Below are 13,394 nucleotides of genomic sequence, written 5' to 3'. Positions count from 1 at the left end.
TGGGGGCAAAGCACAATTTTTAAGTAACCCGGAACAGATGCCAATATGACCACGAAAAAAAAAGAACCTCACAAAGACCAAAATTCGTCAAAGGCGACCGACACGACCAGCTACCCTGGCGGCACCTTCCCGATTGTGGGTATTGGCGCGTCGGCTGGTGGGCTGGCAGCGTTTGAGGCCTTCTTTTCCGGCATGCCCGCCAATATTGACCCCGGTATGGCCTTTCTCTTGGTGCAGCATCTGGCGCCAGACCACGGCAGCATTCTGACTGAACTGGTTCAGCGCACCACCCGTATGAAGGTCTTTGAGGCTGAAGACGGCATGGCTGTGCAAATCAACTGTGCCTATATCATTCCGCCCAACCGCGACATGGCGTTTTTCAACGGCTCGCTTCAGTTGCTCAAGCCCTCGGCACCGCGCGGTCATCGCCTGCCGATTGACTTTCTGTTCCGCTCGCTGGCGCAGGACCAGCGCGAACGGGCTATCGGTATTGTGTTGTCCGGCACCGGCAGCGACGGCACTTTAGGCGTGCGGGCCATCAAGGCCGAGGGTGGCATGGTCATGGTGCAAAACACCGACTCTTGCGAGTTTGACGGCATGCCGCGCAGCGCCGTGGCTACCGGCCTGGTGGACTACGAGCTGGCACCCGCCGAGATGCCGGCCCAGCTCATGGCTTATGCTACCCGCGCATTCAGCAGACCCTCCAAGCCCGCCATCGTCACGGGGTCCTTTAACGAGAACGCACTGAAAAAGATATTTATCCTTTTGCGGACCCAGACTGGCCACGATTTTTCGCAGTACAAACTCAGCACCATCTACCGCCGCATTGAGCGGCGCATGGCCGTCCACCAGGTCGATGGATTTGACAGCTACGTCAAATATCTTCAGCAGACGCCAGTTGAGGTCGATGCGCTGTTTCGCGACCTGTTGATAGGCGTGACAAACTTCTTTCGCGACCCGGAAGCCTTCGAGGTGCTTGAGACACAAATCATTCCCAACCTTTTTGAGGGCAAGTCCACGAGCAGCACTGTTCGCGTGTGGGTAACTGCGTGCTCCACCGGCGAAGAAGCTTATTCCATTGCCATCCTGCTGCAAGAGCGCCTGCAGTTTCTCAAACAAAGCTGCAAGGTGCAGATCTTCGCCACCGACATTGACGGCCGCGCCATTGCCACAGCCAGAGCCGGCATCTATCCGGCAAGCATTGCCGATGACATTTCGCCGGAGCGCCTGGCGCGCTTTTTTGCCGCCGAGCCTGATGGCAGCGCCTATCGAATACACAAAGGCATTCGCGACATGCTCGTCTTTTCCGAGCACGACCTGATCAAAGATCCGCCTTTTTCCAGACTCGACCTAATCAGTTGCCGCAACCTGCTCATCTACATGGGTTCAGACTTGCAAAAAAAGCTGATTCCGCTGTTTCACTATGCCTTGATCCCGGGTGGCATGCTTTTTCTGGGCACGTCGGAAACTGTCGGTGAATTCGCTGATCTGTTTGCCACGCTGAATCGCAAGTGCAAGGTGTACCAGCGCAAAGAGGATTTTCAGGGTACAAAACGCGTGGCACTTGGCCGCTTTTTGTCGCACCTGCCGCCCTTGTCTTCTGCCTTGGGCAGGGATGCCGCGCTGCCCCCGATTGCCGGGCAAGACACCCCCCTGGCCAAACTGTCGCTGCGGGAAATGACCGAGCAAGCCCTGCTGCAGCAAATTACTCCCACCGGCGCACTGGTCAATGGCCAGGGGGACATCCTTTACCTGCACGGCCGTACCGGCATGTTCCTGGAACCCGCCCCGGGCGATGCAGGCATCAACAATATTCTGAAGATGGCGCGCGAAGGGCTACGACGCGATCTGACCACGGCCCTGCATAAAGCTGCGGGCACAAAAGAGCGTGTGCGTATTCTCGGCTTGCGCGTTAAAACCAACGGCCACTTCACAATGGCCAACCCCCCCGTCTCCCCGGTGACGCAAGGTCGGGCCACTGCGCTGGAGTCACCCTTGTTCCTGATTATTCTGGAAGAGGCAGCTGCAGGAGCCGCACACGCGCAAACGCCGGCTGCGGTGCCAATGATTGTCGGCACCGAAGGCAGCACCATGGACGCAAGCGCGCGGATTGCGGAGCTCAATGAAGAGCTGCAGGCCAAGGAAGAACACCTCCATGCTGCCAACGAAGAGCTGGAAACCTCCAACGAAGAGCTGAAGTCGTCGAACGAAGAAATGCAATCAGTCAACGAGGAACTGCAGTCCACCAACGAAGAACTGGAGACCTCCAAGGAAGAATTGCAGTCGATCAACGAAGAGCTGGCCACGGTCAATACCGAGATGCAAACCAAGGTAACGGACCTCTCGCGTGCTAACAATGACATGAACAACCTGCTCGCGGGCACCGGCATTGGCACCGTCTTTGTAGACCATAACCTGCGCATATTGCGCTTCACGCCGGCGGCTACGCTCATCATCAATCTGATTTTGAGCGACGTAGGCAGACCCATAGGCCACATTGTTTCCAATCTGGTGGGCTATGACCAGCTGGTGGCCGATGCACAAACGGTACTGAAAACGCTGATACCCAAAGAGGTGGACGTGCTGACGTCGGAGGGCAAGTCCTACACCTTGCGTATCCTGCCCTACCGCACGCTGGACAACGTGATCGAGGGCGCGGTCATTACCTTTGTAGAAATCACCGAGATTGTTCGCACACGCGAAGCGCTGCGCAAAGCCAATGAGCTGCTGCGTCTGGCCGTGGTGGTGCGGGATGCGTTCGACGCCATCACCGTGCAGGACCTGGATGGCCGCATCATTGCCTGGAACCCCGGCGCGGTGCGGATGTATGGCTGGAGTGAGGCAGAAGCTCTGACCATGAATGTGCGCGACCGGATTCCACCGGCACTGCGGGAGAAAGCCTTGGTCAGCGCGCATCAACTCAGCCAGGCAGAAACATTGGAGCCCTACCAGACCCAGCGGATAGCCAAGGACGGAAGCATCAAGGATGTCTCGTTGACATCCACCGCCTTGGTCAATGAGTTGGGTCACATGTATGCCATTGCCACCACGGAACGTACAAAACAGCCAAAAATCGCTCAAGCAACGGAAGTGCACGATGCAAGACCCGGATAAAACGACTGGCCATCAAATATCGGTAACCAGCGGGGGGCAGGCGCTGCGTCAGCGAGCTGAAGACATTGCCCGCGAAAAAATGTCCCTGTCCTCAAAAAAGCTGGAAGCGCAGTCGCCCGAAACCATGTGGCAAACGCTGCATGAACTCCATGTGCATCAAATCGAACTGGAGATGCAAAACGAAGAACTCCGGCACGCGCAACTGCAACTCGACACCGCCAGGGCGCGCTATTTCGACCTCTATGATCTCGCGCCAGTGGGCTACTGCACGGTCAGCGAGCAAGGGCTGATTCTGGAAGCCAATTTTGCCGCCAGCACGTTGCTGGGTATGGTCCGGAGCAACATTGTCGGGCAGCGGTTCAGCCGGTTTATCGTCAAATCGCATCAGGACGGCTTTTACCTGTACCGCAAACAACTCCTGGCATCAGGTGGACAGCAAGGCTGCGAGCTGCAGATGCTAAAAGGCGATGGCACGCCGCTTTGGGTAACTTTGCAGGCCACCGCCGAAAACAACGCCGATAGTGTGTCAGTGCTCCGCGTCGTGATGACCGATGTCACAGAGCGCAGGCGGGCGGACGATGCCATTCGTGACTCTGAAGAGCGCTATCGCAATTTGTTCAATTCGATGGATGAAGGCTTTTGCGTCCTCGAGAAGATTGACGGCGAGGCGGGCAAGCCGCTGGATTTTCGCTACATCGAAGTCAATCCGGCATTTATGTTGCAATCCGGGATAACTGACGTGATCGGAAAAACCATCCGTCAAATATTGCCGGAGGAACCCGAGGACTGGTTCATTACCTACAACCGCGTTTGTACAACCGGCATACCGATAAGGTTTGAACGCAGCCTTGCTACCCAGGGGCGCGTGCTGGAACTTTACGCTTTTCGGATCGGCGGACCGGAAAGCCGGAAAGTTGCCGTCATTTTCAATAATATCACCACGCGCAGGCTGGCAGAGGCAGAGCGCGAGCTACTGGACCAGGCACTTCAGGACAAGAACGCCGACCTTGAGCGCGCGACCATCATTGCTGACAAAGCCAACCGTGCGAAATCGGAGTTTCTCTCCAGCATGAGCCACGAGCTGCGCACGCCGCTCAGTGCCATCCTCGGATTCGCCCAGCTCATCGAGTCTGGCACGCCGCCGCCGACGCCGACCCAGAAGCGCAGCATTGATCAAATTCTTCAGGCCGGCTGGTATCTGCTTGAACTCATCAATGAAATCCTCGATCTGGCGCTAGTCGAGTCAGGCAAGTTGGCTCTGGTACTGGAACCCGTATCGCTTGCCGAAGTGATGCTCGAGTGCAAAACCATGATCGAGCCGCAAGCGCACGAGCGCGGCATCGGCGTGACTTTTACAGAACTCGAAACGCCGTACTTTGTCAAAGCCGACAGCACACGGATGAAGCAGATTCTTATCAATCTTCTTTCCAATGCCATCAAATACAACAAGGCCGGTGGAACGGTCGTGGTGAAATGCATTGCCACTGCCCCCGGGCGGATTCGCATTCGCGTGGAAGACACCGGCGAAGGTCTATCGCCAGAAAAAGTGGATCACCTGTTCCAGCCGTTTAACCGGCTCGGACAAGAGGCACGCGCCGAACAAGGAACGGGCATCGGGCTGGTGATGACCAAACGGCTGGTCGAACTGATGGATGGGGTCATGGGCGTTGAAAGCATCGTCGGACAAGGCAGTGTTTTCTGGCTGGAGATGAACTTGACGGGCGAGCGTCATTCCCATTCTCACGCAGTTCCACCGCTAACCTGTGCCCAGGTCAAAACCGGCGCCGAAGCGCCGCTTGTCACGTTGCTTTATGTCGAGGACAACCTGGCCAATCTGATGCTGATTCAAGAACTCATCGCGCGCCACCCCCACATGCATCTGCTCACAGCACGGGACGGCAACAGTGGCGTCGAGATTGCGCAGACCGCCCTACCCGATGTTATTTTGATGGACATCGACCTGCCCGGCATCAGCGGCCTTGAGGTGCTGGAAATTTTGGTCAAAAATCCGGCAACAGCCAACATTCCAGTGCTTGCTCTCAGCGCCAATGCCATACCCCGCGACATAGATAAAGGTCTGGAATCCGGGTTCTTCAGGTACATCACCAAACCCATCAAGATTGACCAATTCATGGCTACGCTGGATGAAGCGCTGGCGGTAGCGCGAGCAGTACCCGATCGCGCTGCAAGCAAAAGTGATAGATGACAGCGAATCAATCCGATAGCTTCCAGGCTTCCATCCTGAAGGTGGACGATCAGACCTCTCCAATGCTGTATCGGAACCATAAAGAGCAGTTTTCAGAATGAAAAATTTTCCTATTGTTTGTGTCGGCGGTTCGGCCGGTGGCCTTGATGCGTACATCCGATTGTTGAAACATCTTCGGGCTGACATGGGGGTGGCTATCGTCATCGTGAATCACATCACCATCATGCCGACTCAACTTCATGAAGTCCTTCCCCGATTTACAAGCATGCCCGTTGATCTCATCACGGAAAGGCTGCTAATCGAGCCGAACCGTGTATTTATCATCCCCGCGAATCGGGATTTGCACATCGGAGATGGCGTGTTTATTCTCAAACCCATCTCGAAACCCCGGGGATGGCCTGACGTCATCACGGTTTTCCTGCGCTCACTGACCGACTGCTGGGATGGCAAGCTGGTTGCAGTGATTGTCTCGGGATATGACGGAGACGGGGCCGCCGCACTGTGCGGCATCAAGGATGTAGGCGGCATCACCATTGCGCAAAAACTCAGTACAGCGACCCAGCCCGACATGCCGGAAAGCGCTATTGCCAGTGGCTGCATCGACTTCGTTCTATCGCCGGAAGACATCGCTCAAAAGATTGTGGAAATTGCAGGGCTGGAAGTCAGCGCGCGCCAATAAAAAAAGGGAAATAATGATGGTTAATACAAGCGATATTCTTGACGCCAGGATCCTGATTGTGGACGACCAGGTCGCCAATGTGCAGTTGCTGGAGCAATTGTTGAGCGAGGCGGGTTATACCTGCATTGCCTCAACGATGAACCCAGCCGAGGTTTGCGGGCTGCATACCCAAAACCGCTACGACCTGATTTTGCTTGATCTCAAGATGCCAGGCATGGATGGATTCCAGGTCATGGAAGGTCTCAAGAAAGACGACGCCGACAGCTACTTGCCGGTCATCGTGCTGACCGCCGAGCCTGGTCACAAATTGCGCGCACTGCAGTCTGGCGCCAAGGATTTCATCAGCAAACCGTTTGATCTGGTGGAGGTAAAAACGCGTATTCACAACATGCTGGAAGTGCGGCTGCTGTACAAAAAAATCGCGGACTACAACAAGGTTCTGGAACAAACGGTGCAGGAACGGACAGCCAAGCTGCGCGAAAGTGAAGCCCGCTTTCGCAGCCTGACAGAGCTTGCCTCCGACTGGTACTGGGAACAGAACGCGACTGGAGACTTCACCACCGTGTCTGGCCCGGTTCTGGAGATTTTGGGAATTCGGGTGATCGCGTTTTTTGGTGAGCAAACCGATGAAGAGATAACCGGGTGGAATCAGACAGAGCGGGAAATGCTTCAGGCAAAGATTGCAGCCCGGCAGCCCTTCCTTGACTTTCCGTTCAGCCGGGTTAACGGCGACGGCTCGGTCCAGCAGTTTCGGGTGAGCGGAGAGCCGATGTTCGACAACGCCTGCCGCTTCTTTGGCTTCCGCGGCATTGGCGTGGAAACCACCGCCAAGCCTTAGCACGCAAAAGCGCAGAAACTCAGCTTTCACGGATGTCACTTCCCCTTTCAATCCCACACAGCCCGAGGCAAAATCATTTGCTGGCGGCCCTGTCGGCAGCGCAATTGGAGCCTCTAATTGCGCATCTGGAATTATTCCCACTGCAGCTGGGTGATATTCTTTACGAGCCTGGGGGAGAGTTGCTGCATGCCTACTTCCCCACCACCGCCATCGTGTCGCTGCACTATGTCATGGCGTCAGGCGCGACGACTGAAGCGGCAGGTGTTGGTAATGAAGGCGTGGTCGGCGTTTCATTATTTCTTGGGGGAGACACCACGCAAAGCTCCGCGGTGGTGCAGACCGCGGGCTATGCCTACCGGCTGGAGCGCAGCCGGCTGAAGCAGGAGTTCAAGCGTGCCGGACTGATGCAGCGTTTGTTGCTGCGCTACACGCAGGCCTTGATTACACAAATCTCCCAGACCGCCGTGTGCAATAGGCACCATTCGGTGGAGCAGCAGCTGTGTCGTTGGCTACTTTTGACACTTGATCGGATTCCTTCAGGCGAGTTGATCATGACGCAGGAATTGGTTGCCAGCATGCTCGGCGTGCGCCGGGAAGGCATTACCGACGCCGCCGGAAAATGGCAGCGTGCCGGTTTTATTCGCTACCGCCGTGGCCACATCACGGTTTTAGATCGGAATGGACTTGAGGCCCACGCCTGCGAGTGCTATGCCGTTGTTAAAAAAGAATTGAATCGCCTGCTGTACGACGTGCGGTAGCTTCAAGACGTTTCTACGGTCGCCTGGAATTCCCCCCCACCACGCCCGGCAGCTTTCTGAAAAACCACACGTTTGGGCAGGAATAAATTCCGCCTGCTCTTTCTGGGATTTCACCGTTTCAAAAAAGGCTGCCCTGACTTTTCACGCCGGGTGGACTGAACTGGCTCAAGTCCAGCTCGGTGCGCTGTCGGTTCAGGCCCAGCCGGTGGCAGGTTTTTTCAAAGCGCTGCCTGATCAGGTCGGCCCACAAGCCATGGCCCTTCATGCGCGTGGCGAAATCAGCTTCGTAATCCTTGCCGCCGCGCATCTCGCGAATGCGCGCCATGATGCGCACGGCCCGCTGCGGGTAATGCAACTCAAGCCATTCTTTGAAAATAGGCGCGACCTCCCAGGGCAGGCGTACCACGGTGTAGAAAGCCGTACGCGCGCCGGCGTCCCGGGCCGCTTGCAGCACCTGCTCCATGTCGTCATTCACAAACGGTATCTGGGGCGCAACGCTGACGCCGACGGGCACGCCTGCATCGGCCAGCGCCCGGATGGTGCGCAGGCGGCGATGCGGCGCAGCCGCGCGCGGCTCGAGCTTGCGCGCCAGTTCTGCATCCAGCGTGGTGATGGTCACATAAACCGCCGCCAGCCTGTCGGCCGCCATGGGCGCCAGCAAATCGAGGTCACGTTCCACCCCGCTGGACTTGGTGACCAGTGAAAACGGATGGCGCACCTGCGGCAAGACCTCGATCACGCCGCGGGTCAACCGCAGCTCGCGCTCCACGGGTTGATAGCAGTCGGTGGCCGAACCGATATTGAGCAGCTTGGGGACATATCGGCGCTTGGCCAGATCAGTCCGAAGCACCTCGACAATGTTGCGTTTGGCGATGATTTTTGTTTCAAAATCCAGGCCCGGCGACAGGTTCAGGTAGCTGTGCGTGGGCCTGGCATAGCAGTACACGCAGCCGTGCTCGCAACCCCGGTAAGGGTTGAGGCCGTAGTCAAAAAAAATATCGGGTGAGTCGTTGCTGGAAATGGCGCTGCGGGCGTCTTCAAAAATGACTTCCGTCTGCAGCCGTGCGGATTCGCCCGCCGTGGCTTCCTGCAGCGTGCCCCAGCCATCGTCATACGCATCGCGCGTATCTTTTTCAAATCGGTGAGCGATGCGTGTGGCGCTGCCCCGGCCCTTGATGGCATGGATGGGAATGATAATGTCGGTCATGGGGTTGCGCGGCCAGAGGGGTAAATTCGCAGGCCGGTTTTAACTGTACAAATACACAGCTTACAACAAAACTAAATACCTTGACGTGTGATCGTCTGAAGCGAAATGTGGAGCTTTGCCAACTGTTGTTGCGATGATCAAGCGCCCCGAAAACATCCACCCCCCACTATCATGCTCACGTTTATTTCGGCCCGGTACCGGTAGAGCGGACGCGCACTGTGTCAGGAGGCGGGCGATCTGTTCAAAATGGCAGCGGAACGGGTGCATGACTGCGAAGTTGGCCCGCACTCGCGGTGGACCCGCCAGCTGGCTTTTGCCAGTTCGGAATTTAACCGCCTCATTGCCAGGCTGGATCAGTATCGGAACGGCTTGAATGTGCGGGTGCACGGTGTCACAGGCGGCGACTTGGCAAACCACACCGCGCATACGGCCAAGCTAAGCGAGGCATCGGTAGTCAAATGGGCGATGTTCGTTCACCCTGGGACTTCACTATGAATTTAATAGCTATGCATGCCGGTAAATTCTGGACACAAGCCCTATTTCATCAAAAGTTTCAACTACTCACGCCGACCAAACCGGTAACGACCTGCCAAAAAACCGGCCGGTCGGGATTCAAGCCAGCAGTCGCTGCCGTGCCTCTTCGTATTCACGTTTGAGCTGGGCGACAAACGCGGCCGTGCTCTGCACCGCGTTGACCGAGCCGATGCCCTGACCGCAGCCCCAGATGTCTTTCCAGGCCTTGGACTTGTCGCCGCCAAAGTTCATTTGGCTCGGATCACTCGCGGGCAGGTTGTCCGGATCCATGCCGGCAGCGCGGATTGACGGCGCAAGATAATTGCCATGCACGCCAGTGAACAGGTTGCTGTAGACGATGTCGTCCGAATTGCTTTCAACAATGGCTTGCTTGTATGCGTCTGAGGCGCGGGCTTCTTCGGTGGCGATGAAGGCTGAACCAATGTAGGCAAAGTCCGCACCCATCGCCTGGGCGGCGAGCACCGCCCCACCGGTGGAAATGGCGCCCGACAGTGCAATGGGACCGTCAAACCATTGCCGGATTTCCTGGATCAGGGCAAACGGGCTTTTGACACCCGCATGGCCACCGGCACCGGCGGCCACGGCGATCAGGCCATCGGCGCCTTTCTCGATCGCCTTGTGGGCATGCTTGTTGTTGATGATGTCGTGCAGCACCACCCCGCCGTAGCTGTGCGCTGCGGCGTTGATGTCCTCTCGTGCACCCAGGCTTGTGATGATGATGGGCACTTTGTACTTCACGCACATCGCCATGTCGTGCTCAAGACGGTCGTTGGACTTGTGCACGATCTGGTTGATGGCAAAGGGCGCGGCGGGATGGCCCGGATTGGCCAGGTTGTAGGCGGCCAGCGTTTCGGTGATCTCGATCAGCCACTCTTCGAGCTGCGCTGCCGGCCGCGCGTTGAGCGCCGGCATGGAACCCACCACGCCGGCCTTGCATTGTTCGATCACGAGCTTGGGATTGCTGATGATGAACAGGGGCGAGCCAATGATGGGCAATGGCAAATGATTCAGTGCGCCGGGCAGTCTCGACATGATGATTCCGTTATTGTTGTCAAATTTGTAGCGAAATAGCGCTCTTGTCCAATAACTACCGCCATGGGCAGCTATTGATTCAATAGCAAAAACCTCAATGGCCCGAAAGGCTTTAAAAAGCCTCGAGCGCCAGTGCGTTGACGCTGTCTGCGCCTTCGACAATGCTGTCGCGCATGCCTGGAGCCCTGGTCAGCAAATGGTCGGCGTAAAAGCGGGCGGTAATGATCTTGGCTTTCATGAAGTCAGCCTCCACACCGTCGGCAAGCTGTTCCGAAGCCACCAGCAGCGAGCGCGCCAGCTGCCAGCCAGCCACCACATTACCGGCCAGCATGAGGTAAGGGACGCTGCCGGCAAACACCGCATTCGGACTGGTCCTGGTGTTGGCGGCAACAAACTCGACCACATCGAGCAACGCCAGCCGCGCGGCTTTCAGACGCTTGGCAACGACGACAGCGTCGGCGCCGCCCTGCGCCAGCAACTCGTTTTCGGTCGCTTCAATCTGAGCGGCAATTCCCTTGGCTGTCTGGCCGCCGTCACGGGCGGTCTTGCGGCCGACCAGGTCGTTGGCCTGAATCGCGGTCGTGCCTTCGTAGATGGTCAGGATTCTGGCGTCGCGATAGTACTGCGCCGCGCCGGTTTCTTCGATAAAGCCCATTCCGCCATGTACCTGCACGCCCAGCGAGGTGACTTCCTGGCTCATCTCGGTGCTGTAGCCCTTGACCAGCGGCACCATGAATTCGTAGAAGGCTTCGTTCTGCTTGCGCACATCGGCATCAGGATGGTGATGCGCTCCGTCGTAGGCGGCAGCAGCCACGGAGGCCATGGCACGGCAGCCTTCGATGTAGGCGCGCATCGTCATCAGCATGCGCTTGACGTCGGGATGGTGAATGATCGGCGCGCTGGCCTTGATCGAACCATCGACCGGGCGGCTCTGCACACGGTCCTTGGCGAAGGTCACGGCCTTCTGGTCGGCCCGCTGGGCAATTGCAATGCCCTGCATGCCGACGGCGTAACGCGCCGAATTCATCATGATGAACATGTATTCGAGGCCGCGGTTTTCCTCACCGACGATATAGCCCACCGCGCCGCCGTTGTCGCCATACTGCAACACCGCGGTGGGCGATGCCTTGATGCCCAGCTTGTGCTCGATGCTGACGCAATGCACGTCGTTGCGCGCACCCAGAGACAGGTCTGGATTGACCAGAAACTTGGGAACGACGAACAGGCTGATGCCCTTAACGCCTTCAGGCGCGCCGCTGACCCGGGCCAGCACCAGATGGATGATGTTCTCGGCCATGTCGTGTTCGCCGTACGTGATGTAAATTTTGGTACCGAACACCTTGTAACTGCCGTCGCCCTGCGGCTCGGCGCGGCTGCGCACGGCAGCCAGGTCCGAGCCGGCCTGGGGTTCGGTCAGGTTCATAGTGCCGGTCCACTGGCCGGTGACCAGTTTTTCCAGGTAAACCGCTTTTAGGTCGTCGGAGCCGGCTGTTAGCAAGGCCTCGATGGCCCCGTCGCTCAGTAGCGGACACAGGGCAAAGCTCATGTTGGCAGAATTGAGCATTTCGCCGCAGGCCGCGCCAATGGTTTTGGGCAGGCCCTGCCCGCCAAAGTCGCTAGGGTGCTGCAGGCCCTGCCAGCCGCCTTCGACGTACTGCCTGAAGGCGTCTTTGAAGCCGGGGGTTGTGGTCACGACACCCTCCTTGAAGCTGGATGGATTTTTATCGCCTTCCCAGTTCAACGGCGACAACACGCCTTCATTGAACTTGGCGCATTCTTGCAGCACCGCCTCAGCGGTCTCAAAGCCGGCGTCTTCAAAACCCGGAATCAGCGCAACCTGTTCAATATTGGCCAGGTGTTTGATGTCGAACAGCATGTCTTTGAGGGGCGCTTTGTAGCTCATTTTTTTTCCAGTTCCAGTCAACAGCTGTCCGGCAATGCAGACAGTACGGATAAAAAAAGGGCGTCCGTCAAGACGCCCCTCATGTTTTTTGCCTTACAGGGTTGAAACCAGTTCAGGCACTGCCGTGAAAAGGTCAGCTTCCAGGCCGTAATCCGCGACGCTGAAAATCGGTGCTTCGGCGTCCTTGTTGATCGCCACGATGACTTTGGAGTCCTTCATGCCGGCCAGATGCTGGATAGCGCCTGAAATGCCCACGGCCACGTACAACTGCGGTGCGACGATCTTGCCGGTCTGGCCGACCTGCCAGTCATTGGGGGCGTAACCTGCATCGACGGCCGCGCGCGAGGCACCGAGCGCCGCGCCCAGCTTGTCTGCCAGCGGTGTCAGGACTTCGTCGAACTTCTCGCTGGAGCCAAGGGCTCGGCCGCCGGACACGATGATTTTGGCGGCAGTTAATTCAGGCCGGTCGCTCTTGGCGATTTCCGAACCCACGAACAAAGACTTGCCGTTGTCGGCCACGCCGTTCAGGGTTTCGATAACGGCCACGCCGCCGGTAGCGGCTGCCGCGTCAAAACCGGTCGTGCGAACGGTGATGACTTTGGTCGCATCCAGGCTTTGCACGATGGCAATGGCGTTGCCGGCATAGATGGGCCGCTCGAAGGTATCGACCGCGTCAACCTTGGTGATGTCGGAAATCTGGCCGACATCCAGAAGAGCAGCGACGCGCGGCGCGATGTTCTTGCCCGACGCCGTGGCCGGAAACAGGATGTGCGAGTAGGCACTGGCGATGGCGAGAACCTGCGCGGCCATGTTCTCGGCCAGGCCGTGTTCAAAGTGAGCGTCTTCAACATGGATGACCTTGGCCACACCCGCAATCTGGGATGCTGCTTTGGCGGCGGCTTCGGCACCCTTGCCGGCGACCAGCACATGTACCTCGCCGCCGCACTGGCTGGCGGCGGTCACGGTGTTGAGAGTGGCGGGCCGGATGCTCACGTTGTCGTGTTCTGCAATGACTAAAGAGGTCATGGGTTTACTTCCGTTTGGTCAGGAAAACTGTTAGATGACTTTGGCTTCGTTTCTGAGCTTGTCAACCAGGGTTGCGTCGTCAGGCACCGTTTTTCCG

At 57.6% G+C, this 13,394-nt stretch carries 10 protein-coding genes; 6 read left to right on the top strand and 4 right to left on the bottom strand.

Features of this window, described 5'->3' with window-relative positions; all coding sequences use genetic code 11:
• Positions 1-45: 45 nt before the first annotated feature.
• From HHJ19_RS04945 to HHJ19_RS04925, 5 genes are all read left to right on the top strand, one after another.
• Positions 46-3,114 (top strand): chemotaxis protein CheB, encoded by a 3,069-nt coding sequence (locus HHJ19_RS04945; protein ID WP_296904613.1) that lies wholly within the window; start codon positions 46-48, stop codon positions 3,112-3,114.
• Positions 3,115-3,193: 79 nt separating this feature from the next.
• Positions 3,194-5,320 carry a PAS domain-containing hybrid sensor histidine kinase/response regulator gene (locus HHJ19_RS04940; RefSeq protein ID WP_296904611.1) on the top strand — a complete coding sequence of 709 codons (2,127 nt, stop codon included), beginning with the start codon at positions 3,194-3,196 and terminating at the stop codon, positions 5,318-5,320.
• A 97-nt stretch (positions 5,321-5,417) separates the two neighbouring features.
• On the top strand, positions 5,418-5,999 hold the full coding sequence (locus HHJ19_RS04935; protein WP_296904609.1) for a chemotaxis protein CheB: 582 nt from the start codon (positions 5,418-5,420) through the stop codon (positions 5,997-5,999).
• 13 nt (positions 6,000-6,012) lie between these two features.
• Positions 6,013-6,837, top strand: a complete 825-nt coding sequence (locus tag HHJ19_RS04930) for a response regulator (RefSeq protein WP_366929384.1) — start codon at positions 6,013-6,015, stop codon at positions 6,835-6,837.
• 32 nt (positions 6,838-6,869) lie between these two features.
• Positions 6,870-7,595, top strand: coding sequence for a Crp/Fnr family transcriptional regulator (locus tag HHJ19_RS04925; RefSeq protein WP_296904607.1), 726 nt, complete (start codon positions 6,870-6,872; stop codon positions 7,593-7,595).
• 118 nt (positions 7,596-7,713) lie between these two features.
• On the opposite strand, the gene HHJ19_RS04920 is transcribed toward HHJ19_RS04925, so the two are convergent.
• Positions 7,714-8,802 (bottom strand): PA0069 family radical SAM protein, encoded by a 1,089-nt coding sequence (locus HHJ19_RS04920; RefSeq protein WP_296904605.1) that lies wholly within the window; start codon positions 8,800-8,802, stop codon positions 7,714-7,716.
• Between the two features lie 246 nt (positions 8,803-9,048).
• Here HHJ19_RS04920 and HHJ19_RS04915 point away from each other — a divergent pair, with 246 nt between their 5' ends.
• Positions 9,049-9,297, top strand: a complete 249-nt coding sequence (locus tag HHJ19_RS04915) for a DOPA 4,5-dioxygenase family protein (RefSeq protein WP_296904603.1) — start codon at positions 9,049-9,051, stop codon at positions 9,295-9,297.
• 117 nt (positions 9,298-9,414) lie between these two features.
• Here HHJ19_RS04915 and HHJ19_RS04910 read toward each other — a convergent pair whose 3' ends face one another.
• The 3 genes from HHJ19_RS04910 to HHJ19_RS04900 all read right to left on the bottom strand — a co-directional run bounded on the left by HHJ19_RS04910 (position 9,415) and on the right by HHJ19_RS04900 (position 13,297).
• Positions 9,415-10,368 carry a nitronate monooxygenase family protein gene (locus tag HHJ19_RS04910; protein ID WP_296904601.1) on the bottom strand — a complete coding sequence of 318 codons (954 nt, stop codon included), beginning with the start codon at positions 10,366-10,368 and terminating at the stop codon, positions 9,415-9,417.
• A gap of 112 nt (positions 10,369-10,480) precedes the next feature.
• The gene (locus HHJ19_RS04905) at positions 10,481-12,271 is read right to left on the bottom strand and encodes an acyl-CoA dehydrogenase (RefSeq protein WP_296904599.1); all 1,791 of its coding nucleotides are present in this window, start codon (positions 12,269-12,271) and stop codon (positions 10,481-10,483) included.
• Positions 12,272-12,364: 93 nt separating this feature from the next.
• Complete coding sequence (locus tag HHJ19_RS04900) at positions 12,365-13,297, bottom strand: FAD-binding protein (protein WP_296904598.1); 933 nt, start codon at positions 13,295-13,297, stop codon at positions 12,365-12,367.
• Positions 13,298-13,394: the final 97 nt, after the last annotated feature.

The organism is Polaromonas sp. (assembly GCF_012927415.1).
Classification (GTDB): Bacteria; Pseudomonadota; Gammaproteobacteria; order Burkholderiales; family Burkholderiaceae_C; genus Polaromonas.
This window is presented reverse-complemented; position numbering and strand designations above follow the sequence as displayed.